Origin of the sequence: Sphingomonas sp. OV641, from assembly GCF_900109205.1 — a bacterium.
In the GTDB taxonomy this organism is placed as follows: Bacteria; Pseudomonadota; Alphaproteobacteria; order Sphingomonadales; family Sphingomonadaceae; genus Sphingomonas.
In genome coordinates this window covers 2,159,157-2,183,805 of the sequence record NZ_FNZB01000001.1, presented here as the reverse complement: position 1 = coordinate 2,183,805, position 24,649 = coordinate 2,159,157, and the positions used below count along the sequence as shown (strand labels likewise).

Below are 24,649 nucleotides of genomic sequence, written 5' to 3'. Positions count from 1 at the left end.
CCGTCCGCGCTGTCGGATGCGACCGGCGAGATAGCGTTGCACAGGTGCAAGAGCAAGGGCAGAGCGTTTTCTCGCCCGTGACGTCGCCGTTATTGGTGAATCATCTCCACCGCGACGTCGCGAACCTTGGCCGCGCCGCGCTGGACGTCGAAGTCGCATTCGCGATCCTCGACCACGTCGAGCACCGTCTTGCCGGGCTCGGCGGGATTGTCGGTCAGCATCTTCACCGGGCACCGCCACGCCAGGTTGAACGGCTTGCCCCATTGTTCGCCCTGCGCCTCGGCATAGGCGTAGCAGGTGTTGCCCACCATCTCCGCACCGGCAAAGCGATAGCCGCCGGCATCGACCAACTGGCGGATCACCCCGCCACCATAATCGCGGCCTTCGGGCGTCGAGACGAAGGCGGCCCGCAGCGAGCTGTTGCCGCTCTCGCTGGCGGAGGTAAGCCCCGTGCACAGCGCGACGTCCGGGTTGGCCTGTTCCTCTGTGGAGGCGACCGGAATGGTTGTGGAAGCCGAATCGCAGCCCGTCAGGACAAGGGCGGATGCGGCGATGAGCGTTAAAGCCTTCATTCGTCTTCCGGTCAGGCGTGAATGAGAACACTGACCCGCGGCAATGCCAGGCCGGTCGGCCAAACCGCGAAGAGGCTGGCAGGGGAGCTCGGATTCGAACCGAGGGCCTTCGGTTTTGGAGACCGACGCTCTAACCAGCTGAGCTACACCCCTGCAGCAGCACCGCCCTTAGCGGTGCTCGGCGCGCTGTTCAAGCCGCGCGAATGGCCGATCTGTTGCGAAGCGCGATGGCGCGCGTTTCCGCGACGGGAAGCGGGCGGCCGAAATGATAGCCCTGGATCTTGGAGCAGCCCAAGGCGCGAATCAGCGTCAGCTCGTCGACGGTCTCCACGCCCTCTGCCGTGGTCGCCATGCCCAGGCTGTTGGCCAGCGCCACCACTGCCCGAATGATGGCGAGGGCTTCGGGCACGCCCTTGGACGCGCCCGTCACGAAGCTGCGATCGATCTTGATGGTCGAGAAACGGGTCCGGGAAAGATAGCCGAGCGAGGAGTAGCCGGTGCCGAAATCGTCAAGGCTCAGCCGCACGCCCAGTTCCAGGATCCGCTCCAGCGCCTGCAATGCGGCCGTCGCCTCGCGTAGGAACACGCTTTCGGTAACTTCCAGCTCCAGTCGGTGTGGGGAGATTCGGCTGTCCGTCAGCGACTGCGCCACCGCCGCCACGAACTTGGGACTGTGCAACTGCTCCGGCGAGACGTTGACCGCGACGCGCACGTCATCGGGCCATTGCGCGGCTTCCTCGCAAGCGGTCCGCACGACCCATTCGCCGATCGGGCCGATCAGCCGCGTTTCTTCCGCGATCGGGATGAACTTGGCTGGCGAAATCGTCCCGAACTCGGGGCTGTTCCAGCGTAGCAGCGCCTCGAAACCGACCAGCCGCTCGCTGCCGGCATCCACCACAGGCTGGTAATCGAGGTGGAGCTCGCCCTTTTCGAGCGCCTTGCGCAGCGCCATTTCAAGGACGCGCCGCTCCTCCGCGTCGACATGGAGTTGCGGCTCATAGGCGTGGAACACGCCGCCGCCCGCATCCTTGGAGCGGTAGAGCGCAAGGTCGGCCGACCGGATCAGCGTTTCGGCCGTGCGCCCATCGCGCGGTGAGGTGGCCACGCCGACGGAGGCGCCGATGTAAAGGGTGTGCTGGTCCACCTCATAAGGGCGCGACAGCGTTTCGATGATCCGGTGCGCCAGCTTCTCGACTCGGCTGGCGTCCGTCGCATCATTCATGACCACCGCGAATTCGTCGCCGCCCAGCCGCCCGATCAGTTCGTTTTCCGTGATCAGCTCCGCCAGCCGCTCGGACACGCGGCCGAGCAGACGGTCGCCGATCGGGTGGCCGAGCGTGTCGTTCACCGCCTTGAAGCGATCCAGATCGATCATCATGAAGGCCGCGCGGCTGCCCCAGCGTTCCGCCTCGGTCAGCGCGCGCGCCAGCGCTTCGTTCACGAACAGCCGATTGGGCAGGCCGGTCAGCGCATCGAAGCGGGCCATGCGGTTGATCTTGTCGGCCGTCGCGCGTTGTTCGGTCACGTCCGAACCGACGCCGCGGAACCCGACATACTGGCCGCGTTCGTCCAGCCGCGGGTTGGCGGTGATTTCCCACCAGCGCTGCTCGCCGTTCACCGTCACCGGCAGGGAGAGGTCGCGGAACGCTTCGCGCCGCTTCAGCTTGTCGGCCAGCAGGCGAAGCGCGGGCGCGAAATCGCCTGTCTCCCAGCTTGCCCCGGCGAGCGCCTGGAGCACGGGCATCCCCTCCAGCTGCTCTGGTGTGCTGCCGAGCGCGAGGGCAAAGCGGGTGTTCACCTTGCACAGCCGACGCTGCGAATCGGTTTCCCACAGCCAGTCGGCCCCGCTGTCCTCGAATTCGCCGAGCAGCAGGCTCACCGTTTCATGGCTATCGGACAGGTTCATCTCGAACCCGCGCAGCATCAGCAGGAACCGCGCCCGCGCGAGGCAGGTGGTGATGAGCAATGCGCCCAGAAGAACGGTTGCCGTCGCGGCGAAGAATTGCTGCTGCAGCAGGAGGAGCAGGGCCGCGGTGAACGCCACGCCGCCGATAAAGGTAAGGGCCGCCAGCACCAGCGGCGCTAGCGCGAAGGCCGCCGCCGCCATCAGGACGGCAAGGATCATCCACAGGTTGAAGGTGGTCGCCGGCGCCTTGGACGCGAACACCAGCGGCGGAAAGCTCCACATCGCCGCCAGCGCGAGCCCTTCGAGCGCGGTGTCGCGCAGCTCCTGGAGGGTGGCATAGCCTTCCTCCAGGTGCCGGGTGCGCAGCCGGCGGACGGTAATGGCGCCCGCCACCGCCATCAATGTCACCAACCAGGCGGCGAGCCACCAGATCGGAACGGCATTCTGGAACAGCCGGGTCACGGCCATGCCACCCATCAGGTTCGCCGCGAGGAGAAGAAGCGCCAGCCGTCGACCGGCAAACAACTGGGTCGCGCGCAAGCGGCTCCAGAAAACCGGATCGTCGCCCTCACTGATGCCGAGCAGTTGCCGGAGCGAAACTGGCGTGGGGCGTTGGGTTGATCGTGAGCTCACGATGGCACTTATGATCTGTTAGAGTTTACTGATCGTTGCGCTCGCCTGCCAAAATGGAGTCATTTTACTGCGTCGTCAGGGATCGCTTTGTTCGGTCACTGCACCGGAGAGAGCGCAAAGGTCAATCGGGGCACGTGAACCACCACGCCGCCGGCGCGGGGATCCTCCCGGGCGATCGACCAATGGTGCAGCGACGATCCGACCAGAGTGCCGCGAATCGGATCGCGCCCGTAATCGGTCGCCGCTGCGGCAACCTCCCTACCGGCCAGCGCCGCATCTTCGGCCAGTACGGATGCTTCGAGCGGCGTCCCGGCACGCGCGGCGTCAACCGCATCTTCCCGGCTGGCCGTTCCGCGATCACCATGGCCGATGGCGTGCACGCGGTCATACCAAGCATCCAGCCCCGGCAGGCCCTCGAATGCCGCCGCGCCGGGCGCATGGAAGGAGCGAACGAACCACAGGTTGTAATAGCAGGTGGCGTCGACCAGGCCGGGCCGGTCGCCGGACAGGAACTGGCGACCGTCGGAAAGCTGTTCGCTGATGCACGCCGCATGGGCGCGCAACTGACCCGACATGTGCGGCACGGCGGCTCGCATGGCGGCGGGATCGAACGGCTGCCCGCTCAACTGTTCGCGATCCTTCTTGAATGCCGGATCCACGGCGTCACCCAGCCCTCCGAAGATCACCGCCACTGCCGCCTGGAAGAAGGACCGGTCCGTCCATTGCGCCAGCGCCTGGTCGATGCCGGGGGTGCGGGCTGGGAACAGCGTCGGCTCGGGAAAGCGGCGTTCCAGTTCGCGCACGATCAGCACGCTGTCGCAATAGATGTCCGCGCCGATCTGCATCACTGGAATGCGGCGATACGCGCCCGTGAGTGCAAGCAGGTCGGGCTTCGGCATGATCACCGGCTGATCCACCGCCGCCCAGGAAAGCTGCTTGATGCCAAGGCAGATGCGCACCTTCTCGGAAAATGGCGAGCTGTCATATTGGTGCAGAAGGATAGTCATCTGGCGGTCCCCTCCCGGTCGCTGCTCAGACGGCAGCATCGGCATGGCGTAGCGCAGCGCCCAATTAAGTCGACCGTTTTCTTTGTCGCGGTGGCGATTGCCAAGGTGATCTTCGCTTGCGAGGGTTGAGCCATGGAGAATGTTGCGTAATGCTGCTCGCGCTTGCCGCCGCGACCATGCCGGTTGCCACCGTTCAGGTCGCGTTTGATCGGACAGGTGAGGTGCAGGTCCGGACGAGCGGGCTGGCGAATGTCGAGACTGGCCGGCCGGTCACCGCGGACGATCCGGTCCGTATCGCGTCGATCTCGAAGCTGGTGACGGCGATCGGCGTGATGCGCCTAGTGGAGCAGGGCGTGCTCGATCTGGACGCCGACGTCTCGGCGCAGCTCGGTTGGCGCCTGCGCAACCCGGCCTATCCCGATAAGCCGATCACGCTTCGGCTGCTGCTGTCGCATCGGTCGAGCCTCACCGACGCCGGCGGCTATCTGCTGACGCTGGACGATCGGCTGCAGGACAAGCTGGCCGAACCCAAGGTGTGGGACGGGCAGCATCCACCCGGCAGCTTCTTCCGCTACACCAATCTGAACTTCCCCGTGGTCGCTGCCGTCATGGAGCGGGCGACGGGTGAGCGGTTTGACCGGCTGATGCAGCGGCTCGTCCTCCAGCCACTCGCGCTTGACGCCTGTTTCAACTGGACAACATGCAGCCCGGCGTCGAAATCGCAAGCGGTCGTCCTGTACGATCAGGGCAAGGCCGTTCGTGACGATCCCGGCTTTGTTGCGGGCTGCCCGGTCACGCCGGCGCGGAATGGCTCGTGCGATCTGGCGACATGGCGGGCGGGTACGAACGGCAGCCACTTTTCGCCCCAGGGCGGTTTGCGCATCTCGATGCGCGGATTGGCGAAGATCGGCCGCCTGCTGCTCGGTGACGGCGCGGTCGATGGCGTGCGGCTGCTTTTGCCGGCGTCAATGACGCTGCTGACAACACCGGAGTGGACGTTCAACGGCAGCAATGGCGTTCAGAACGAAGAGGCGGAGGGCGGCGTCCGCGCAGGCGGGTTCAACTGCCGCTACGGGCTGGCCGTCAGCTTCACGGCAACACCGCTGCCGGCGTGCCGCGACGATCCGGTTGGCGACGGGCGTCCCCGGATCGGTCATGCCGGAGAGGCTTATGGCCTGCGGTCCGGCCTGTGGGTCGACCGGGCGGGCGGAACCGGGATCGCCTATTTCGCCACGAACGTGCCGGTGGAACCCGGCGCGCATTCGGCGCTGACCCGCACCGAGGAGCTGCTGGCGAAATAAGGCAGCGCGCCGGTTCGCCGTGCGCCGCCCGCTTCGCTCACATCAGCGGCTTGTCGATCCGCCGCAATGCGCGCTCGAACAGCGAGATGGTGTGCGCGTGCAGCTGATCGCCGATCGGCTTGGGCGTGAGGCCGGCGCACGCGCGCGCATGGCTTCCCTCCAGGATCGCGCCCAGCTTGAACGGCGCGAGCACCGTATACCACCGCGCCTCTGCCGCGGTCCGTCCGGTGGCCGCCAGATAGCGATCGACAATCTCGCCAAGCGTGGGAAAGCCCTCCCACGGGGTCACCGAAACGCGCTGGTGCGGCTCGTCCGGGTCGCGCCAGGTGGCGGTGAGCCAGCCGAGGTCGAGCATGGGATCGCCGCGACTCGCCAGCTCCCAATCGACGATCGCCGCCAGGGCCGGCGAATCGGGCCGGTACATGACATTAGCCAGATGATAATCACCGTGGATCAGGCCCGGCTTCATGGTCGTGGGGCGGTTTGCCTCCAGCCAGCCGCAGATCGCATCCACGTCCGGCAGGGCGGCATAGCCGGTCCAGCCCTCGAACTTGGCATAGCCGTCAAGCTGCGCACGCCAGCGCGGCACCTGCCGCTCCAGCCACCCGTCCAGCTTCCCCAGATCGTCCAGCCCGGCCTCATGCGGATCGATCCGCGACAGCGCCACCGCGCCGTCCACGATGGCCTCGCCCATTTGCCGCCGCACCGCGGCGCTGCCAGCATGCAGCGGGGGCAGGCCGACGGTGGCGTTGAAGCCGTCGATCGGCTCCATCAGGTAGAAAGCGGTGCCGAGGATCGCCGGATCCCCTTCGCCGGCGATGAAGCCGGGATGCGGCACATCCGATCCCGCTAGGGCGGCCAGCACTTTCATCTCGCGGCGCATCACCTCATCGCTTTCGGGGCGTGGGCGGCGCGGCGGGCGCCGCAGCACGTAGGTGCGGCCGGCGCGCTCGAACCGCAGCAGGATGTTCTGCGTGCCGCCGCCAAGCGTTTCGGCATGAACGATCGGTCCTTCACCCAGGCGCTTGCCGTCCATCCAGCGCGCCAGCGCGTCGAGGTCGATCAGTTCCGCCCAAGCCTCGCGGTCGTGCGCCAAGGTCGCCACGATCCCTCTCCCGCTCTTATAAGTCGTCTGCTTTACCATAAGCGGGCAGCGGCGAGCGTCAATCTAAGCCGGATGACTTGAACCGCGCGGCGGCTTGGCCGATGCTCTCGCCGCATGAACCTTGCGCGTCCCCAATCCGCCGGCCGTGGCGGCACCACCCGAAACGAGTTGAAGCGCGCGGCGCGCCGGCTCTTTGCCGAACGCGGCATCGCCGCCGTCGGCATGCGTGAGATCGTGGAAGCGGCCGGGCAGCGCAACGCCGCTGCGGTCCATTATTATTTCGGCAGCAAGGACGATCTGCTGCGCGAACTGGTGGTGGAGGGGGCCGATCTGATCGACGGATCGCGCATGCGCATGCTCGACGATGCCGAGGCCCGCGGCGAACTCAGCTTGCGGGATGTGGTGCGGGCTTTGGTCGTGCCCAATGCGTCGTTGACGGGCGAAACAGGGGAGGGTGAAACCTACTTCCGCTTCATGACCAGCATGCAGACCGAGCGTCGGCAGATGTTCGATGAATGGGCCGGGGGTGAGCATTCGGAAGGCTATGTGCGCTGCCTGGCGCATTTCCACCGGCTGCTCGATCACTTGCCGCACGCCCTGGTCAACCAGCGCCTGCTGTTCGCCGGCCTGTCGCTTCGGACGCTGCTCGCCGGGCGAGAGGCCGCGCGTGATTCGGGCGCGGGCCCCGACCACCCTTATTGGGGTGAGCCAGTGGCGCTGGACGGGATGATCGATGCGGTGGAGGCGATCCTTATCGGTCCCGCCACGCCAGACTGACCACCGGCGCCAGGGCGGCCGGCATGCCGGGACGTAGCAGGAGCCAGTCACGGATTGCCGGGCCTGCTTCGGCGCCGATCGTCCGCTTGTAACCGCTGTCGCCGGCGCCCCAGTCCACCCGCGTGATGCCGCGCTCCAGCGCGTGGACCAGATTGCGGTAATATAGCAGCTTTCCCGGCGAATGCTTGGCAAAGGCGGGATCGTAGCTGTTCGCGATTGCGTATTTCAGCTCGCCGGCGTCGATGTCGAAGGAGAAGGCGGCGGGCCTTCCGTCCACCGTCAGCACGGCCGCGCGGAACATGTCTGCGATCACCGGATCGGCCGCGGCAGCGCGCCAGAAGGCGCCATGGCCGGCCCGCGTGAACTTGGCGTCACGCCCGTCGGTGCGGGTGGCGATCCAGCTGGCCCATTCGATATTGGCGAGATCGTCGAACGCCGCCGGCCAGTCCGCTCCCGACAGGAACGACCATTGCAAGGCTCCGTGCTCTGCCAGGTGCTTTTCGTGGAAGCGGTTCTTGCGCAGCGTGGAATTGCGCGGCCAGGTTCCCGCCACCCGTGCCGCCGCCATGTCGAGCAGGAAGCTGGTCGCGACCGTGCGGCTCAGCACTGCCCAGCCGCGGCTCCGCGCGGCCGCGATGAATGGCGCGGCCGATGCGTCGCCATCATAGACGGGGCCGATGCGCAGGGCAGTGACGCTGCGGGCCAGCTGGTCCAGCGCAGCGTCGCGCGCCGTGTCATCGATCCCGGCCGCTGCGGGGAAACTGCGAAATGGCCAAAAGCACCCGGAAATCGCCGACAGCCCCAGGAAACGTGGGCCGATGTCGTGCATCGGCAATGCCAGAAGCGGCCGATCGTGCCGGGTGACGATCAGCGTCCTCGCACGCCCGCCATAGGCCTGCAGCGCCGCGTCGAACCACGCTCGGCGCAGAAAACCGTGGCTCGCCGGCGCCGCTTCGGCAACGTCGTCAATGGCTTGCGGAAGCCCCTCCACCACGCACGCCTGCGCAGAACCGGAAAAACGGTGTAGCGCGCCAGGGGACCAATGCTTCGACATGAGCTGGCCTTAAATCAAATCCTCTTACCATCATCTTGCAACTTGCTGCCATGCGGCAGGCGCGCCACATTCCAGCTGATGGATTATTCCCCCGAAGTGCTGACGATCGCGCAGACGATCCAGCTTTCGCTCAGCCCGGTGTTCATGCTCGCTGGTATTGGTGCACTTCTGAACGTGCTTGCCGGCCGATTGTCCCGCGTGATCGATCGGGCACGCACCATCGAAGCCTTGTTCCCGAATACCACGGGTCCCGATCGGGCGCGGCATGCATGGGAGTTACGGCTGCTTGACCGTCGCATGACGATCATCAATCGCGCGCTGTTCCTGGCGGTGAGTTCGGCCGTGATGACCTGCGCGGTGGTCGCGACGCTGTTCGTGGCGGTGCTCGCCAGCCTTCACATCGGGCAGCTCGTGGCGATCGCCTTCATCCTCGCCATGGTTCTGCTGATCGCAAGCCTCGCCTGCTTCATGATCGAAGTCAGCAAATCAATGCAGGCCAACCGTGTGCGCGAAGAACTGATGCGCTGAATAGCGCCGCCATGCGTTTGGTGTGGTTCCTGAGATACAAGAACGCGAGGGGCATTGATTGGCGCGGTTCCTGAAGCTTGCCGCCACCGCGGTGCTGTTCCTCCTCATTGCGGCCGGTCTGGCGGTGACGATCATCCCTCGCTTTCTGGATCGCATTTATTACCGCGGACCTGTCAGCGCGCATTTTGACGGACAGCGCTTTTTCAATCCCGATGGGGAAGACACGGCGCGCGTGCCGAGCGGCGGCAGCCGATCTGGGTTCTTCTGGCGGTTCCTGACGGGCAGTGACGGGCGACCCCCATGGCCGCAAGACGTGGCGGTGACGCCATCGGTGCCGGCGCGGCGCGTGGCAGGGGATCGCATGGTGGCGACCTGGATCGGTCATGCAAGCGTGCTGGTGCAGACGCAGGGCCTGAACATCCTCACCGATCCGATCTGGTCGGAGAATGCGGGGCCGCTGGGATTCGGTCCTCGACGGGTCATGGCGCCCGGCATCCGGTTTGACGATCTGCCGAGGATCGACTTGGTCCTGGTCAGCCACAACCACTACGATCATCTCGACACATCGACATTGAAGCGGCTTTGGGATCGCGATCGTCCGCTGATCCTCACGAGCCTCGGGAACGACAGCGTGATCGCCCAGGCGGGCGTATCTGCCAAAGCGCTGGACTGGGGCCAGCGGGTGAGCGTTCGCTCCGGTGTGGAGGTGATCGTCACCCGCAATCACCATTGGGGAAGCCGGTGGTTCACTGATCGCAATCGCGCGCTCTGGTCCGCTTTCACCGTCCGCCTTCCGGGAGGCAATCTGTTCTTTGCCGGAGATACGGGGCTTGGTGACGGAAAATGGCCGCGCGGGGCGGCCTCTTATGGTCCCGTGCGACTGGCATTGCTGCCGATCGGCGCCTTTCGTTTCGCGCCAGGGCAGCTGGGATCGGGAAGCCATATCGGGCCGCCCGATGCGGTGCGGGTGTTCCACCGCATGGCGCCGGGGCGGGCGCTTCCGATCCACTGGGGCACGTTCCGCCTGAGTTATGAGGCGCGTGACACGCCGCCGCTGATGCTGTCGGCGATCCTGCGCTGTGCCGGCTATGATCCGTCGCGTTTCGCCTCCACTCGGCCTGGCGTGCCGGTTGACGTGCCCTCCGTGGTGCAGCGGCAGCCCGGCGGCAGCGAGGCGCGGATCGATGAGTGCCTGCGAACACGCGCAGTGAGGGCGCTACACTGACGCTGCGGGTCCCGGCGTGTGACGGGTTCATTTTCGGGCAGGTGCCTGTCACAGAGCGCGAATGATGGCTGCCAGCGACTTGCCGATCCATGCCGTTCTGCCCGAGCTGCTCGCGGCCTTGCGGGAGCGATCGTCCGCAGTTCTGGTCGCCCCGCCGGGTGCCGGCAAGACGACAGCGGTTGCACCCGCCCTGCTGGACCAGCCCTGGTGCAGCGGCGAAGTGCTGCTGCTCTCCCCGCGCCGTCTCGCCGCGCGCGCCGCCGCTGAACGGATGGCCGCCCTGGCCGGCGAGCCAGTGGGCAAGACCTTTGGCTATGCCACCCGATTGGACACCAAAAGGTCGGCCGAGACGCGCGTCACGGTTGTCACCGAAGGCATCTTCACTGCCCGGATCCAGCGCGATCCCGAGCTTGCCGGCGTTTCTGCCGTGTTGTTCGATGAGGTTCACGAACGCAGTCTCGACGGTGATTTCGGCCTTGCCCTTGCGATCGATGCTCAGGCGGGCCTGCGGGAGGACCTGCGCCTCCTTGCCATGTCGGCGACCCTGGACGGCGCGCGCTTCGCCACCCTGCTGGGAAGCGCGCCTGTTATCGAAAGCGCGGGGCGAAGCTGGCCGCTGTCGTTGGTTCATCTCGGCCGCAGCCATGAACGGATCGAGGATGCGGTCGCCGCGGCCGTGCGCCAAGCGGTGCGCGAGGCGGAGGGCGGCGTGCTCGCGTTCCTGCCCGGCGTCGCGGAAATCGAGCGGACGGCGGAGCGGCTCGACGGAATGCCCGGCGTCGTGCTGCACCGTCTGCACGGTAGCCTCGATCCGGCAGCGCAGCGCGCCGCCATTCGCGCGGAGCCTGATGGCCGCCGCAAGCTGGTGCTGGCGACATCGATCGCGGAAACGAGCCTGACGCTTGACGGCATTCGTATCGTGATCGACTCGGGGCTGGCGCGTCGTCCGCGCTATGACCGTGCCGCCGGTATGACGCGGCTGGTGACCGAGCGCGCCAGTCAGGCGTCCGTCACGCAGCGCGCGGGCCGCGCGGCACGGCAAGGCCCCGGCACGGCCTATCGCCTATGGGAAGAGGCGGCGACAGCTGGCCTGCCACGGTTTGATCCACCGGAAATCATGGAGGCGGATCTTTCCGCACTGGTTCTCGCCAGTGCGGTCTGGGGGGTGGCCGATCCGCGGGATCTCGCCTGGATTGATCCTCCGCCCGAGGCAGCCGTGGCCGAGGCGCGCGCCAGGTTGTTGACCCTCGAGGCGATCGACGGCGACGGCCGCCCCACGCAGCACGGCCGCGCCATCGCCGGCTTGCCGATGCCGCCGCGCCTTGCCCACATGCTGCTTCGCGCCGGCGCGCTGGGCCTTTCCGTTATCGCGGCCGAAGTCGCCGTGTTGTTGAGCGAGCGCGGGCTGGGCGGCAACGATCCGGATCTCGAACTGCGGTTGCGTCGCTGGCGAGGCGATGGCTCGCCCAAATCGCGTTCGGCAAAGCAGCTCGCCGAACGGTGGAGCCGCAGCGTTCCGCGAGCATCTGCCGAGGGCGCGACATCGCTGTCGCCGAGTGCCCGGGGCGCCGAAGTGGCGGTGGCGCTGGCCTTCCCGGATCGGATCGCCAGGCGCCGGGATGCATCGGGAGAGCGCTGGGCCACGGTCGGCGGTCGCGGGTTGAAGCTTGATCCTGCGTCCTCGCTCGCGCGCGAGGAATGGCTGGCGGTCGCAGAGACGCAGGGCATGGCGGCGGGCGCGCGCATCCTTTCCGCCGTTGCCATTGATGAGGAAACGGTGTCGGCCCTTTTCGGCGACCGCATCGAAACGCATCATCTGGCTGATTTCGATCCCGAGACCGGCGGCGTCCGCCCGATGCGAGAACGTCGCTTGGGTGCCATCCGCTTGGCCAGCGCACCGGATCCCAATGCGCCGCCGGCAACGATCGAGGCGGCGTTGATCGAAGGGGTGCGGCGTTACGGCCTGTCGCTATTGCCCTGGAGCGACGGCGCACGCGCCTTTCGCCAGCGGGCGATCTACGCCGGCCTGCCGTTCGGCGATGAAGCCCTACTCGGCCGCCTGGACGATTGGCTGCCGGCGCTCGTCACTGGCAAGCGGAGGTTGGACGCGATTGCGCCTGGCGCGCTGACGGACGCGCTGCGCAACCTGCTTTCCTGGGAAGATCTGCAGCGCGTGGAGCGGATCGCGCCCGCCAACTTCACCAGCCCGGCCGGCAGCACCCATGCGATCGACTACGCGGCGGAAGGCGGCCCAAGGGTGGAGCTTCGCGTTCAGGCGCTGTTCGGCCTTTCGGACCATCCGCTCGTTGGCGCAGATCGCGTGCCGCTCGTCTTGTCGCTCACGTCGCCGGCCGGCCGCCCGATCCAGACGACCCGCGATCTTCCGGGCTTCTGGGCGGGTAGCTGGAGCGCGGTCGCAAAGGAAATGCGTGGCCGTTACCCCCGCCACCCCTGGCCCGACGAACCCGCCGCGGCCTCGGCTACGCTGCGAACAAAAAATGCCGATGCAAGAGCGCGCGGATCACGATAAAGGACATGCCATGCCGACCGCCCGTATCTTTCAACGCCCGAAAAACGCCATGCAATCGGGCAAGCACCGCACAAATCTCTGGCAGCTCGAGTTCGAGCCGAACGAAGCGCAGCGCGCCGATCCGCTGATGGGCTGGGCCGGAAGCGGCGACACTCAGGGGCAGGTTCGCCTCGGCTTCGCGACGCTGGACGACGCCAAGGATTATGCCGAACGTCAGGGCATCGCTTATGTCGTGGTGCCGGCGCCTGAGAAGAAGCTCAAGCTGCAAAGCTACGCCGACAATTTCCGCTGACGCCTTTGCTCCTCCCGCCATGCAACCGGGAAGGAGCGCGAACCAGCGTCGCCTGATCTACGCCCGGCAGGAATCGTAACGTTTAGGGTTTGATCCGTCTCTCCAGCGAAGGCCGGGGCCAGTTGGGAAAGCGGCAGGGATTGTGGCTTCGCGCGATCTACCGCCTTTCCCGCGGCGCGGCGCGGCGCTCCGGCCCCGGTCGACCTCCGCCTGACGGGAGGAGCTCGCTACTCCTCCTCAGGTTCGGGCACTGGCGGGTGAAGGCGAACGCGGTTGATCCGGCGTTCGTCGGCATCGATCACTTCGATGCGCCAGCCGCTGGGATGGTCGATACAGTCGCCGGGTTCGGGCACGCGTCCCGCCAGCACGGCGGCCAGACCGCCGATCGTGTCGACATCGCTCTCCGCCTCGGCAAGGCGCGGATCGACGACCTTGCCGACATCCTCCAGTTCGACTCGGGCGGTCGCCTCCCAGGCGCCGCCGTCGAGCGGTACGAGCATGATTTCGGGCGCCTCGTCATGCTCGTCCTCGATCTCGCCAACGATCTCCTCGATCAGATCCTCGATCGTCACCAGCCCCTCGGTGCCAGAATATTCGTCCAGCACTACGGCCAGGTGAACGCGCGTCTGGCGCATATCGGCGAGCAGATCGAGCGCGCCCCGGCTCATCGGCACGAACAAGGGCTGGCGGATCAGGCTGGTAATGTCCGAAGGGCGCGGGCCGTCACTGGCGAGGATGGCGAACACGTCCTTGATATGGACCATGCCGACGATGGTATCGAGCTTTTCGCGATACACCGGCAGCCGGCTTACGCCTGCATCGGCGAAGACGTGCACGATCTCGTCAAAGGTGGTCTGCTCCTCCACCGCGATAATGTCGGCACGGGGCACGCCCACGTCGCCGGCATCCCGCTCGCTGAAATGGAGCAGGTTGCGCACCATCTGCCGTTCGAGCGGGGTCAGGTCGCCCTTGGTTTCCGGGCCGGGATCTTCCTCGTGGCGGTCAATCGCCGCCTCCAGGACATCGCGCAGCGTCGCTTCCTCGGAATCCCCGAAGATCAGGGTGCGCAGGCCGCGCCAGATACTGCCTTCATTCGGCTCGCCGTTTCCGGCGCTACTTCGGTCCTCGGACACTTAGTCCTCTCGTATGGCATAGGGATCCGCAATGCCGAGCGTGGCGAGCGCGTCGCGCTCGATCGCTTCCATCGCATCCCCTTCGTCGTCGCTCATGTGATCATAGCCGAGCAGATGCAAGCTGCCATGCACGATCAGATGGGCAAGATGGTCCTCCACGCTGATCCCGCGTTCAGCCGCTTCTGCCACGCAGACACCGTGCGCCAGCACGATATCGCCCAGCAGGACCTCGCCATCGTCGGAATTCTGGCTGACCGTATCGATCAGGTCCGGCTGCACCATCGGGAAGGAGAGGACGTTGGTGGCCTTGTCCTTTCCGCGATATTGCGCGTTGAGCGTCTGCACCTCGCCGTCCGAGGTGAGGCGGATGCTCACCTCCACCGTCGCACGCGTGTCGAGCAGCGTGCCGAACGGCGTGGCGCCGATCGCCGCGCGAACCGCAGCGGTCGCGATCCGTTCCCAGCCGCCGTCGGGCCAGGGCTCTTCCTGGAGGAGGGCGATATCGATCATGGATGATTCCCGTGCATCAGTTGGCCGCTTTTGGAGCAGCATGGCCTGCGTTCGGCCGCGGGCAGCACCGTGCCGGCCAGAGGCGCGCGCTGGCAGGCAGGCGTGCCGGGCATCAGGCGCCTCAAGCGTCCCGGCCCTCATATGCCTCGACGATCCGGCCGACGATCGGGTGGCGAACGACATCGGCGGCGCTGAAGCGCACCATCGCGATCCCCTCCACGCCTTCCAGGCGCATGGTCGCATCGGCAAGCCCGCTCGCCGCTACGCCCCCGGGAAGATCGGTCTGGTTGGGGTCGCCGCAGATCACCATGCGGCTGTTCTGGCCGAAGCGGGTGAGGAACATCTTCATCTGCGCCGGCGTCGTGTTCTGCGCTTCGTCAAGGATCACGAAGGCATCCGCCAGCGTCCGTCCGCGCATGAAAGCGATCGGGGCAATCTCGATCTCCCCGCTGGCGATCCGCCGCTCGACCTGTTCGGCGGGAAGGCAATCATACAGCGCGTCGTACAGCGGACGCAGGTACGGATCGACCTTCTCCTTCATGTCGCCCGGCAGGAAGCCGAGCCGCTCCCCGGCCTCGACAGCGGGACGCGAGAGGATCAGGCGCTGGACGCTGCCGGTGATCAATTGCGCGACGGCCTGCGCCACGGCGAGATAGGTCTTGCCCGTGCCGGCCGGCCCGAGCGCGAAGATCATGTCGTTGTGCACCAGCTCGCGCATGTAATGCGCCTGCGCCGGAGTACGCGGCACGATCGTCTTCTTGCGCGTGCGGATCATGATCGGCGGTGCACCGCCAGACTTTTCCGCGGAAATGATGCCATCAAGGGTGGGTTCGGCCGCCATCGCGATCGAGGCGTCGACCAGGCCGGCATCCACCTCCTCGCCGCGCTGTATGCGGACATAGAGATCGTTCAGCACATCGCGGGCCAGGGCGACCTGCTCCGCCGTTCCCTCCAGCCCCACGCGGTTGCCGCGCGCGGTGATGTAAACGCCGAGCCGGTTTTCAAGCGCCACCAGGTTTCGATCATATTGGCCGAACAATGCGCTGAGCAATTGAGGCCGGTCGAAGGTCAGTTCGACCCTGCTGCGATCGCCCGCTTGGGCGGGTACGGGCTTTCGGCTCATCTGGCTCCCTGAAGGTGCGTCATGCCTCGCCAATGTGGCAGCGCAATCGGCGAAGTGTAAGTCCCATCCTGCCGACAAACGGAAACGGCGCCGGATCGTTGCGGAATTACCGCAATCGACCCGGCGCCGTCGTTCGTCAGATCAGACGATGACGCAGTTGATCACGTCCAGCGCATGGACCGGTGACACCGGCGCATACGAGAGCGCCGGTTCGAAGCCGGTGGCCACGCTGGCGCCGCCCGTTGCCGAACCGCTGGCGAGGCGCACGTCATCAAGATCGAACGCGCTCGGGTTGACGGCAGCAGGCGTGCTCGCCGCAGGGGAGGCGAGCCCGATCTGCTCCAACGACACCGGCGCCTCATAGACGCGACCGGCGGCAAACGCGCTGGTCACGCTCATCAGCGTCTCGGTTTCGCCGGCATAGCCATAGAAGAACAGGCCGTCCTCTTCGCCCAGGAACTCGATCCCGCCGTCATGCTCGAGACCCTGCAGGATCACGCGCGAGCCGGTCTCGGCGTCGATCACGAGCGAACCGTTGCTGCCCACCCGGATGACGCCATCATTATTGGGATCAGCCAGCGCCTTGTCCGTGACGATGATGTCGTCCCGATCGAAATCGGTGATGCGATCGACGCCCGTGCCACCCTCAGCGGACTTGAAAACGAACGCATCACGGCCGCCGCCGCCGATCATGCGATCGTCGCCCGCGGCGCCTTCCAGGATGTTCGTGGCCGCATCGCCGGTCAGTCGATCGGCGAAGGCAGAGCCAATCACGCCCTCGATGCTGGTGAAGCGGTCGCCCGCCGCGCCGGCCGAACCCACGCCGTTGAGCAGCGACACGGTCACGCCTGCCGTCGCCGTTTCATAGCTCACCGTATCGAGGCCGGCACCGCCATCCACGCGATTGGCTGCGCTGTTGACCACGATCAGGTCGTCGCCGCCGCCGCCAACGGCGTTCTCGATCACCGCGCCGTAAGCAATGGAGACGTTGTCGGTGAACAGGCCGTTCTCGAGGCCCAGTTCGTCGCGCAGCGCGACATAATAATCGTACTGCTCCTGGGTCCGCGGCGCGAAACCCAGCGCTGCGCGATTGGCGTTGACCTCTTCGAGCGACGGGAATTCGATCACGCCGCCACCGGAGGAAAACGCGCCTTCGTTCAGGTCGATGATCGACGGCGTGTCCCAGCCCGAGAAGTCGATCGTGTCACGGCCGCCGGCATCCCAGATGGTGACGATCGGGCGCGTGTTGAGCGTGAAATCATAAGCGTCGCGATCGGCGTTCGAGTTGAAGCCATACGTCGTGTTGCCGGTGCGCGTCGTGGTATCCACGCCGTAGATCGCCTGGATGGCGGCAATGTCATGCACCAGCGGCGTTGCCGCATAGGCGAAGTTCGCCAGCGTGAAGTCGATGTGCTGTGCGCCCGTCTCATAAGCGTCGAAATAGCTCATGATCGAATATTGACGCGAATCCTGCGCGAAGAAGGCGTCATTGGCATAAGTGATGGGATCAGGCACGCCGTCGCCATCGTCATCATCGGTCGCGTTATAGTCGCCCGGATGGCTGAGCCCGATGGCATGGCCGATCTCATGGATCATCGTCGTGACGGCGTAATAGCTGTCCGTCAGCGGAAAGAAGTTCGACGAGACGAAGCCGTCGATCCACACGTCACCGCCCAGGCGGCCGACTTCCTCGAAGCTGTAAGCCTCGTTGTAGGCTGCGTCGTCGACGTCGCCGAACGGCAGATAGGCATAAGCCTGCGCGCCGCCGGTGCTCGTATTGCCGAAAGTGATGTCGGCGCTGCCCGACTTAGTTTCCTGGAACGAGATAGAAATGAGGTCGTCCCACAAGTTCATGGAACGACGCGCCACCATCTTCTGGTCGACATCGAACGCCGAGAAAGCGTCGCGATAGTAAGCTTCGTCGAACGAAACTGTGCCAAAGATGTTGACGTAATAGCTGTTGGCAAGCTCGGCGTAGTTCTTCCAGAACCCGAAGTTCAGAACGCCGTCGTCCAGCTCGCCGTAATTGTTGGTGTACCAGTCATAGCCCGAACGGTTCAGATTGGCCGAGATCGTATCAACATCCCAGATCGGCTTGTCGGCATAGGTGCCGCCGGCATCGGGATCGAGCGACGCGTAATCCACCCAGCGGCCGTCATCCCAGATCTTGCCCTCGGGATGTGCTTCGCCGCCGACGCAAGCGGGGCATTGGCACTGCGCGCCTTCTGGCGCTTCCACTACTGACATCTTGATGGTCTCCCCTGTTGGCAAATAACAGGACAAGGCATCGCCTAAGCCAAGCACCGCCAGCAAAGTGGCGGCCCATCGTGATACAAGATATCATTTGTGGGAGTTGCCGTGGAATCAACATTCGTTGGGCAACGGTGCTGACGTAACGCGAAACCCTCATCTGTTATTATGCGTGAGAGCCTCTCGCGTTACGCGCAACCTGTCAACAACTTGGCCCTACGCGGCGAAAGAAAATTTCGGTACGCCGCTCAGGGAGTTGGGGCCTGCCTCGGCAAGTGTCACGGAGACCAGATCGCCGATTGCATGATCACCCAACAGGTGCACGGACTGCAGCCAGGGCGACTTGCCCAGCATCTGCCCCGGCAGCTTGCCGCGCCGTTCGATCAGCACGTCGCAGCTGCGCCCGATGCTTGCCTGGTTGAACGCGTGCTGATCGCGATTGAGCGCCGCCTGCAACTGCTGCAGCCGCTCGTCCATCACCGCTTCGGGCAGCTGATCGGCCATGTCGGCGGCGGGGGTGCCGGGGCGCGGGCTGTATTTGAAGCTGAACGCCTGGGCGTAGCCCACGGCGTCCACCAGACGCAGCGTCTCCTTGAACTCGGCGTCTGTCTCGCCCGGAAAGCCGACGATGAAGTCGCCAGACAGCGCAATGTCCGGGCGCGCCGCACGAACGCGATCAAGCAGGCGCAGGTAGGAATCGCGCGTGTGGCTGCGGTTCATCGCCTTCAGCACCCGGTCGCTGCCCGCCTGCACCGGCAGGTGCAGGAACGGCATCAGGCTCTCGACGTCCCGGTGGGCGTCGATCAGGCCCTGAGCCATGTCGTTGGGGTGGCTGGTGGTGTAACGGATCCGCGCGAGGCCGGGGATGCGATCCAGCGTCCGTATCAGGTCGTGCAGGCCGAAATCCTCGCCATCCGTCCAGGCGTTGACGTTCTGGCCAAGGAGCGTGATCTCGCGCGCGCCGGCATCGACCAGCGCCTTCGCCTCATCGACGATCGCGGCGAACGGCCGGCTGACCTCGGCGCCGCGCGTATAAGGCACCACGCAATAGGTGCAGAACTTGTCGCACCCTTCCTGCACGGTGAGGAACGCGCTTGGTCCGACTTTCCGCCGCGCGGGAAGGGCACCGAACTTGGACGCGACCGGCATATCCGTGTCGACCGATGCGGTGCCGGCCGCGGCTTCCGCCACCAGCCGGGGGAGGTTGTGATAGGCCTGCGGGCCGACCACCACATCCACCTTGGCGCGCCGGACGATCTCCTCACCCTCGGCCTGCGCCACGCAGCCGGCCACCGCGATCATCGGCGCGCGCCCATGCTTGCGCAGGCGGCCGATATCCGAAAACACCTTCTCGGTCGCTTTTTCGCGGATATGACAGGTGTTCAGGACAACGAGGTCGGCGTCATTGGCATCGGCGGTGGCGGTCATGCCCTGGGCGGTCATCAGTTCCGCCATCCGCTCGCCATCATAGACGTTCATCTGGCAGCCGAAGGATTTGACGGCAAAGGTCTTTGGGGCAGGCTTCATGGGGCCGCGCCTATAGCGAAGACGGGCACCTTTCGCCACCGGCGGCGGCGATCCGCGCGCGCGCCTCGGCGGCGATCGCCTTGCGCCCCGGAAAGTCGTGCGGGTCGAAGGGATCGCAGAAGTGGATGGTGGCGGCAAAGCTGCCGCGCCGGCGGAGCACGCGCAGGGCGTGGGATGTGCCGGGCTCGTCCCCAACCCACGCGAGTTCCGCCGTTGCCGGACCATAGTCGATGCGCACCGGCTGGACCATCACGCCCGGCGGCGGGGGATCCAGCACCGCGAGCAACGCCGCCTTGAAGGGGAGGAGCGCCTTTCCGTCACCCGTGGTGCCTTCCGGAAAGATGGTGATCGCCCAAGCCTCGGCCAGCGCGTCGCGCAGCGCGTTGATCTGGTCGGCCACCGCCATGCGATCCTCGCGGCGCACGAAAATGGTGCCGTTCAGCGTGCACAGCCATCCCACCAGCGGCACGGCCCGCAGTTCCGCCTTGGCGACAAAGGCGCTGCCGTTTCGCCCGGCCAGGATCGGAATGTCCATCCAGCTGAGGTGATTGGATACGAACACCACGTCGCGCCGCAGCGGGGTACCGATCGTACGCCGCCGCGCGCCGATGATCCGGGCAACGCTGCCGAGAAACCACTTGGGCCAGGGGGACGGCAGCCGCACCAGTCGCCAGAGCAGGTGGAGCGGCACGGCGAGCAGCAGCGCCAGCACCAGCGCTGCCACCCGCAGGATCAGGCGGATCAAGTGAAGTCGGTCTCGCCAGCCGCCCGCGCGCGATCCTCACGGCTGGCTTCGGCGGCGGGAACGAGCCGGTACGCAGCGATCGCGGCGCCCAGCGTGATCGGTACGGTGACGAGCAGCGAAAGCATGCCGGTCGACAGGCTCCCCGTCAGCGAGGACACCCGGCCCGCGAGATACGGCCCAAGCGCCAGGCCGAGCAGCGTGGTGCCGATGAAATAGGTGGCAGTCGCCGCCCCGCGCATGCGCGGCAGCACCAGATCCTGCGTCGTGGCCGCCGAATTGCCCAGGCCCCAGCTCGCGGTGAATTGCGCGATGAAGAGGCAGACGTAGAGCACGATGGGCGTGTCGGTGGTGAAGCCGATGGCGAGAAACGGAACCGGCAGCACGGCGCCCAGCGCCACCATGATCAGCCGCCCGCCGGCGTTCCGCTGTCGCAGCCTGTCGCCCAGAATGCCGCCGACCGTCACGCCCAGAAAGCCGGAAACCGCACCCATGCCGCCCAGGATCAGCCCCGCCTCCGCCGGCGCAACGCCAAGCTCGCGCATCGCATAGGGAGCGGCCCAGAAGCCGGCGGCATAGCTGAGAAAGGCATTGAGCCCATAAGCCACCACCGTGCAGAGGAACGCCGGCGTGCCGATGATCAGGGCGAATGTCGCCGGATCGCGATGGCGCAGCGCGCTCGCCCAGGAGAAAACGGCGTAGAAGCCAAGGCCCACCGCGACCCATTGCGGCAGCGGTTCTCCGAAAGCGACGAGCAGCGCGATCGCGCCCGCGGCCACGACTGCCGCGACCAGGTTCAGCACCAGGGTTCGCGTGCCGAGGCGTGCGGCGCCGATCAGCGTGAACGGCGGAACGATCGTCAGCAATTCTTCGAAGAACGCCTTGAAGGGGGCCGGATGCGGCGGCTGTGCCAACCCTTCGGAAAGCCCGCGCACCGGCTCGCGCAGCGTCGCGATCCACAGCGAGATGATGATCCCCGGCAGGCCGACGGCGAGGAACGCGGCCTGCCACCCGGCAAGGCCGAACGGGCCGCCGTTCGGATAAGCGGCGTTCCAGCTCTGGACGATCAGCCCGCCGATGAAGAGCGAGATCCCCGCGCCGACATAGATACCGGCCGAGTAGATCGACAAAGCGGTGCCGCGCAGCTTCTTCGGGAAATAGTCGGAAATCAGCGAATAGGCCGAAGGGCTGGCGGTTGCCTCGCCAATGCCCACGCCGATCCGCGCGGCGGCAAGCTGCCCGCCGGTTCGCGACAAGCCGGACAGGGCCGTCATGGTCGACCAGAGTGCAAGCCCGACGCTGATCAGCCGCACGCGGTGCCAGCTGTCGGCAAGCCGCCCCAGCGGAATGCCGAACAGCGCGTAGAACACGCCAAACGCCGTGCCGTACAGAAAGCCCAGATCCTCGTCGCGGAGGTTCAGATCGCGTTTGATGTCCTCGGCCAGGATCGAAATCACCTGCCGGTCGATGAAGTTCAGGATGTACACCACGAAGAGGATCGAGAGCACGTACCAGGCGTAGCCTGTGGCGCGATATTCACCGTCCGCGGTCGTGTTCATCCTGCTCCCCTCATTTGGTTCTTTGCCCGTGGCCTAACAGACGATCAGGCGAGGGGCCAGCGGGCGATTGGCTCGTAGCTCGCGCCGCTTCGTCCAAGGTGGCTTTCGTAGAGGACCAGGTGATTGAAGGTGAAGGCAGGGCTGGTCAGGCCAGCGTTGCGGGCGAGCCAGGCGTCCACCTCCGGGCCGACGTGCAGCCCGCGGGAAAGGCGCGCGAGCGTGAGGTGGGGCAGATAGGCACGTCGTTCCGGCTCCAGCCCAACCCGTACCAGTGCCTGATCAACCTTGCGGTGAAGTGCGGCGAGCGGCTCGTGCGGGGCGATCCCGGCCCAAAGCGCGTCGCTGCGCCCGCGCTGGCCGAATTGCCCGACCCCCGACAGGGTCACATCCGGCGCCGGGGCGTGGACCCCCGCCAGGGCGGCCGCGACATCCTCGGCAACCGGCCGATCCACGGCGCCGATGAAGCGCACGGTTACGTGCAGCTGATCGTCGTCCTGCCAGCGGGCGCCGGGCACACCGTCCATCACATCGGCAAGCGCATCGCGTATCTCGGGAGGCGGACGGAGCGCCACGAACAAGCGATGCATCGGCGAACCCATTCTATTGTGACGAACTGTTGCCCGGACGGCCCGAACTTGAACTTTGGGGTCACCCGCGCGATATTCGAAGACGTATCCGGCCATTTGCCGGACGAAGGAGCAAACTGACAATGGCTAACTGGTCCGACCCCCGTCCGACGGCGAATGCCTTCGGCGCGAGCGTACCGGGCACGCGTGGCACGGCATATGACGCGGGTCTCCGCAAATATATGCTGTCGGTGTATAACTACATGGCCTCCGGCGTGTTGCTTACCGGCATCGTCGCGCTGTTGTTCGCCAGTGGCGGGCGTGAAAGCCTGGCGGCGCAGATCTTCCTTGCGCCCGGCATCCTGAAATACATCGTCATGTTCTCGCCGCTGGCGTTCGTTATGGTGCTGAGCTTTGGCATCAACCGGCTGTCGACCGGCGCGGCACAGGCGATCTTCTGGGCATTCGCCGCCATCATGGGCGTGTCGATGTCGACGATCTTCCTCGTCTACACCGGTACCTCGATCGCCACGACGTTTTTCGCCACCTCGGTCGCGTTCCTGTCGCTGAGCCTTTACGGCTACACGACGAAGCGTAACCTGTCGGGCTTCGGCACGTTCCTGATCATGGGCGTCGTCGGCCTGATCGTGGCGTCGCTGCTGAACCTGTGGCTGCAGAGCCCGGCCCTGCAGATGGGCATCAGCGCGATCGGTGTCCTGCTGTTCGCCGGTCTGACGGCCTATGACACGCAGCGCATCAAGGAAATGTACGCCTATGTCGCGGGCACGGACATGATGGGCAAGGCCGTGATTATGGGCGCGCTGTCGCTCTATCTGGACTTCATCAACATGTTTCAGTTCCTGCTCTCGTTCCTCGGCAATCGCGAATAAGCGATCGAGAGGCTGAGACATGAGGCTCGGCGGGTTACCCCGCCGGGCCTTTTTCTTGCCCTGCGTGCCGGCCCCGCATGTCGACGCGGACGGGTGGGAGGCAGGCTGGTGAGCGACAGCGGCCGGCATGGCTGACGCATGTTGCTTGAGTGAATGTGTCATGGTGGCCGGGCCAGTCCGGCGCAGGAACAAGCGATGCGCCTCTCGATCGACGTTCATCTGGATTATGCCTTCCCTGAGCCCGCCGACGTTCTGCTCCAGGTCGAGGCCGCCGCGCTGCCTGACCAGCGGATCGAGGTGGAGTCCCTCCTGATCCGGTCGGATCATCCGATCCGCGCCGTGATGGGGGAGGAGGGCATCGGGCAGCGTTGCTGGGCACGCGGCGAGCGCCGCCTGGTGGCCGATTACCACGCGATCATCGACGTCGATCGCCCCGCCGTCGACCTTGCCGCTTTTGCCCCCACGCCGGTCTCGGCTCTCCCGCCCGAGACGATCGGCTATCTCCTGCCCAGCCGCTATTGCGAGTCCGATCGGTTCGAACATTTCGTTCGGCGGCAGTTCGCCGGGCTGTCGGGTGGGGAGCTTGCACTGGCGCTCGTCGACTGGGTGCAGAAATCACTGGAATATAGCGCTGCGGCGACGGAGCCGCGGGGCGGCGCCCTGGCGACCTTTGCCGAGCGGCGCGGCGTCTGCCGCGATTATGCTCATCTGCTGGTCGCGCTTGCCCGAGCGGCGGAGATCCCGGCGCGGTGCGTGGCCGTATATGCACCCGGCGTCGATCCGCCGGACTTTCACGCCGTTGCGGAATTGTGGCTGGGCGGCGCTTGGCGGCTGGTCGATGCGACCGGCATGGCCACCTGCGCTGACATGGCCCGGGTCGCGGTTGGGCGAGACGCGACCGACATCGCCTTCATGACCATCTTCGGCACGGCGCAGTTGATCGCGCAAACGGTGACCGTCCGTCGGTTGGCTGCGGACGGCTGAACAAGGAACAGGCGAGCTTCATTGCTCGTTGAGCAACCGTTTCAGTAGGAGAGAGCGTCATGCCGACCCAACAACCGCCGTCCCAGGATGCGGGCCGCGATGAATCGATTTCCAAGCGGCTCGACAAGCACCCCGAGAGCAAGGATGCGCAGCTCGATGCCGGGCTGGATGAATCCATGGACGCGTCCGATCCCCCGTCCACCACGCAGCCGGCGCGCGCCGATCCGGCACCGTCGTCGGGCTATGACGAGGAAGCAGAGCGCCAGCGGGATGCCTGATTGTTGCGTGAAAGACGCACGTAACATCATTCCGTAACAAACGGAATCCGTTCGTCGCATCTGATGTTGCGGCGCGGCATTGGTCATGATCGTATTGGGCGTCGGCCATGGGCGCCCGGGATCACGACAATCATCCTGGTGCATCACGGCCCGGCTT

General features: G+C 66.0%; 22 protein-coding genes and 1 tRNA gene. 9 read left to right on the top strand and 14 right to left on the bottom strand.

The window, feature by feature from the left end:
* Positions 1-89: 89 nt before the first annotated feature.
* The 4 genes from BMX36_RS10430 to BMX36_RS10415 form a co-directional block, all read right to left on the bottom strand.
* Positions 90-572 (bottom strand): hypothetical protein, encoded by a 483-nt coding sequence (locus BMX36_RS10430; protein ID WP_093064923.1) that lies wholly within the window; start codon positions 570-572, stop codon positions 90-92.
* 76 nt (positions 573-648) lie between these two features.
* Positions 649-725, bottom strand: a tRNA-Trp gene (locus BMX36_RS10425).
* A gap of 37 nt (positions 726-762) precedes the next feature.
* Positions 763-3,111 (bottom strand): putative bifunctional diguanylate cyclase/phosphodiesterase, encoded by a 2,349-nt coding sequence (locus BMX36_RS10420; RefSeq protein WP_256210726.1) that lies wholly within the window; start codon positions 3,109-3,111, stop codon positions 763-765.
* A gap of 95 nt (positions 3,112-3,206) precedes the next feature.
* Positions 3,207-4,118 carry a glutathione S-transferase family protein gene (locus BMX36_RS10415; protein WP_093064919.1) on the bottom strand — a complete coding sequence of 304 codons (912 nt, stop codon included), beginning with the start codon at positions 4,116-4,118 and terminating at the stop codon, positions 3,207-3,209.
* Between the two features lie 149 nt (positions 4,119-4,267).
* Between BMX36_RS10415 and BMX36_RS10410 the strand changes: the two genes are divergently transcribed.
* Positions 4,268-5,419 (top strand): serine hydrolase domain-containing protein, encoded by a 1,152-nt coding sequence (locus BMX36_RS10410; protein ID WP_093064917.1) that lies wholly within the window; start codon positions 4,268-4,270, stop codon positions 5,417-5,419.
* Between the two features lie 37 nt (positions 5,420-5,456).
* On the opposite strand, the gene BMX36_RS10405 is transcribed toward BMX36_RS10410, so the two are convergent.
* Positions 5,457-6,524: a phosphotransferase family protein gene (locus BMX36_RS10405; RefSeq protein ID WP_256210725.1), complete on the bottom strand. Its 1,068-nt coding sequence runs from the start codon at positions 6,522-6,524 to the stop codon at positions 5,457-5,459.
* 114 nt (positions 6,525-6,638) lie between these two features.
* On the opposite strand from BMX36_RS10405, the gene BMX36_RS10400 reads away from it, so the two are divergent.
* A complete protein-coding gene (locus BMX36_RS10400) occupies positions 6,639-7,301 on the top strand; it encodes a TetR/AcrR family transcriptional regulator (protein ID WP_066780808.1) in 663 nt (220 codons plus the stop codon).
* Here the strand turns inward: BMX36_RS10400 and BMX36_RS10395 are convergent.
* The gene (locus BMX36_RS10395; RefSeq protein WP_093064913.1) at positions 7,276-8,355 is read right to left on the bottom strand and encodes a GNAT family N-acetyltransferase; all 1,080 of its coding nucleotides are present in this window, start codon (positions 8,353-8,355) and stop codon (positions 7,276-7,278) included. The two genes, BMX36_RS10400 and BMX36_RS10395, sit on opposite strands and share 26 nt — an antisense overlap.
* Positions 8,356-8,433: 78 nt before the next feature.
* Between BMX36_RS10395 and BMX36_RS10390 the strand changes: the two genes are divergently transcribed.
* The 4 genes from BMX36_RS10390 (at position 8,434) to BMX36_RS10375 (ending at position 12,930) form a co-directional block, all read left to right on the top strand.
* A complete protein-coding gene (locus BMX36_RS10390; protein WP_093064911.1) occupies positions 8,434-8,883 on the top strand; it encodes a DUF2721 domain-containing protein in 450 nt (149 codons plus the stop codon).
* Positions 8,884-8,941: 58 nt separating this feature from the next.
* Complete coding sequence (locus BMX36_RS10385) at positions 8,942-10,108, top strand: MBL fold metallo-hydrolase (protein ID WP_177179081.1); 1,167 nt, start codon at positions 8,942-8,944, stop codon at positions 10,106-10,108.
* 64 nt (positions 10,109-10,172) lie between these two features.
* Entirely contained in the window at positions 10,173-12,638 is a 2,466-nt protein-coding gene (hrpB, locus tag BMX36_RS10380) for an ATP-dependent helicase HrpB (protein ID WP_093065493.1), read from the top strand.
* Positions 12,639-12,648: 10 nt separating this feature from the next.
* Complete coding sequence (locus tag BMX36_RS10375) at positions 12,649-12,930, top strand: ETC complex I subunit (RefSeq protein ID WP_066780799.1); 282 nt, start codon at positions 12,649-12,651, stop codon at positions 12,928-12,930.
* 227 nt (positions 12,931-13,157) lie between these two features.
* Here BMX36_RS10375 and BMX36_RS10370 read toward each other — a convergent pair whose 3' ends face one another.
* The 8 genes from BMX36_RS10370 to thpR form a co-directional block, all read right to left on the bottom strand.
* Complete coding sequence (locus tag BMX36_RS10370; RefSeq protein ID WP_093064909.1) at positions 13,158-14,063, bottom strand: hemolysin family protein; 906 nt, start codon at positions 14,061-14,063, stop codon at positions 13,158-13,160.
* Positions 14,064-14,573, bottom strand: a complete 510-nt coding sequence (ybeY, locus tag BMX36_RS10365; protein WP_093064907.1) for an rRNA maturation RNase YbeY — start codon at positions 14,571-14,573, stop codon at positions 14,064-14,066. It lies immediately after the preceding gene.
* Positions 14,574-14,694: 121 nt separating this feature from the next.
* A complete protein-coding gene (locus BMX36_RS10360) occupies positions 14,695-15,696 on the bottom strand; it encodes a PhoH family protein (protein ID WP_066780795.1) in 1,002 nt (333 codons plus the stop codon).
* A gap of 141 nt (positions 15,697-15,837) precedes the next feature.
* Positions 15,838-17,943, bottom strand: coding sequence for a M10 family metallopeptidase C-terminal domain-containing protein (locus BMX36_RS10355; RefSeq protein WP_093064905.1), 2,106 nt, complete (start codon positions 17,941-17,943; stop codon positions 15,838-15,840).
* 219 nt (positions 17,944-18,162) lie between these two features.
* Positions 18,163-19,473: a tRNA (N6-isopentenyl adenosine(37)-C2)-methylthiotransferase MiaB gene (gene miaB / locus BMX36_RS10350; protein WP_093064903.1), complete on the bottom strand. Its 1,311-nt coding sequence runs from the start codon at positions 19,471-19,473 to the stop codon at positions 18,163-18,165.
* 10 nt (positions 19,474-19,483) lie between these two features.
* The gene (locus BMX36_RS10345) at positions 19,484-20,218 is read right to left on the bottom strand and encodes a lysophospholipid acyltransferase family protein (protein WP_256210724.1); all 735 of its coding nucleotides are present in this window, start codon (positions 20,216-20,218) and stop codon (positions 19,484-19,486) included.
* Positions 20,215-21,774: a spinster family MFS transporter gene (locus BMX36_RS10340; RefSeq protein WP_093064901.1), complete on the bottom strand. Its 1,560-nt coding sequence runs from the start codon at positions 21,772-21,774 to the stop codon at positions 20,215-20,217. The genes BMX36_RS10345 and BMX36_RS10340 overlap by 4 nt, the downstream gene beginning before the upstream one ends.
* Positions 21,775-21,818: 44 nt before the next feature.
* Positions 21,819-22,361, bottom strand: a complete 543-nt coding sequence (gene thpR / locus BMX36_RS10335) for an RNA 2',3'-cyclic phosphodiesterase (RefSeq protein WP_093065489.1) — start codon at positions 22,359-22,361, stop codon at positions 21,819-21,821.
* Positions 22,362-22,483: 122 nt separating this feature from the next.
* Here thpR and BMX36_RS10330 point away from each other — a divergent pair, with 122 nt between their 5' ends.
* The 3 genes from BMX36_RS10330 to BMX36_RS10320 all read left to right on the top strand — a co-directional run bounded on the left by BMX36_RS10330 (position 22,484) and on the right by BMX36_RS10320 (position 24,492).
* On the top strand, positions 22,484-23,230 hold the full coding sequence (locus BMX36_RS10330; protein WP_066775476.1) for a Bax inhibitor-1/YccA family protein: 747 nt from the start codon (positions 22,484-22,486) through the stop codon (positions 23,228-23,230).
* A 195-nt stretch (positions 23,231-23,425) separates the two neighbouring features.
* A complete protein-coding gene (locus BMX36_RS10325; protein WP_093064899.1) occupies positions 23,426-24,214 on the top strand; it encodes a transglutaminase-like domain-containing protein in 789 nt (262 codons plus the stop codon).
* Between the two features lie 59 nt (positions 24,215-24,273).
* Positions 24,274-24,492, top strand: coding sequence for a hypothetical protein (locus BMX36_RS10320; RefSeq protein ID WP_066775480.1), 219 nt, complete (start codon positions 24,274-24,276; stop codon positions 24,490-24,492).
* Positions 24,493-24,649 lie beyond the last annotated feature (157 nt).

What these genes read in the sequence shown, in the direction of transcription:
- BMX36_RS10400 (WP_066780808.1), top strand. Translation starts at nt 6,639, where the DNA reads ATGAACCTTGCGCGTCCCCAATCCGCCGGCCGTGGCGGCACCACCCGA.
- BMX36_RS10375 (WP_066780799.1), top strand. Translation starts at nt 12,649, where the DNA reads ATGCCGACCGCCCGTATCTTTCAACGCCCGAAAAACGCCATGCAATCG.
- BMX36_RS10340 (WP_093064901.1), bottom strand. Translation starts at nt 21,774, where the DNA reads ATGAACACGACCGCGGACGGTGAATATCGCGCCACAGGCTACGCCTGG.
- BMX36_RS10415 (WP_093064919.1), bottom strand. Translation starts at nt 4,118, where the DNA reads ATGACTATCCTTCTGCACCAATATGACAGCTCGCCATTTTCCGAGAAG.
- BMX36_RS10390 (WP_093064911.1), top strand. Translation starts at nt 8,434, where the DNA reads ATGGATTATTCCCCCGAAGTGCTGACGATCGCGCAGACGATCCAGCTT.
- BMX36_RS10320 (WP_066775480.1), top strand. Translation starts at nt 24,274, where the DNA reads ATGCCGACCCAACAACCGCCGTCCCAGGATGCGGGCCGCGATGAATCG.
- BMX36_RS10325 (WP_093064899.1), top strand. Translation starts at nt 23,426, where the DNA reads ATGCGCCTCTCGATCGACGTTCATCTGGATTATGCCTTCCCTGAGCCC.
- BMX36_RS10360 (WP_066780795.1), bottom strand. Translation starts at nt 15,696, where the DNA reads ATGAGCCGAAAGCCCGTACCCGCCCAAGCGGGCGATCGCAGCAGGGTC.
- thpR (WP_093065489.1), bottom strand. Translation starts at nt 22,361, where the DNA reads ATGCATCGCTTGTTCGTGGCGCTCCGTCCGCCTCCCGAGATACGCGAT.
- BMX36_RS10330 (WP_066775476.1), top strand. Translation starts at nt 22,484, where the DNA reads ATGGCTAACTGGTCCGACCCCCGTCCGACGGCGAATGCCTTCGGCGCG.
- BMX36_RS10395 (WP_093064913.1), bottom strand. Translation starts at nt 8,355, where the DNA reads ATGTCGAAGCATTGGTCCCCTGGCGCGCTACACCGTTTTTCCGGTTCT.
- hrpB (WP_093065493.1), top strand. Translation starts at nt 10,173, where the DNA reads ATGGCTGCCAGCGACTTGCCGATCCATGCCGTTCTGCCCGAGCTGCTC.
- BMX36_RS10410 (WP_093064917.1), top strand. Translation starts at nt 4,268, where the DNA reads ATGCTGCTCGCGCTTGCCGCCGCGACCATGCCGGTTGCCACCGTTCAG.
- BMX36_RS10355 (WP_093064905.1), bottom strand. Translation starts at nt 17,943, where the DNA reads ATGTCAGTAGTGGAAGCGCCAGAAGGCGCGCAGTGCCAATGCCCCGCT.
- miaB (WP_093064903.1), bottom strand. Translation starts at nt 19,473, where the DNA reads ATGAAGCCTGCCCCAAAGACCTTTGCCGTCAAATCCTTCGGCTGCCAG.
- ybeY (WP_093064907.1), bottom strand. Translation starts at nt 14,573, where the DNA reads ATGATCGATATCGCCCTCCTCCAGGAAGAGCCCTGGCCCGACGGCGGC.
- BMX36_RS10430 (WP_093064923.1), bottom strand. Translation starts at nt 572, where the DNA reads ATGAAGGCTTTAACGCTCATCGCCGCATCCGCCCTTGTCCTGACGGGC.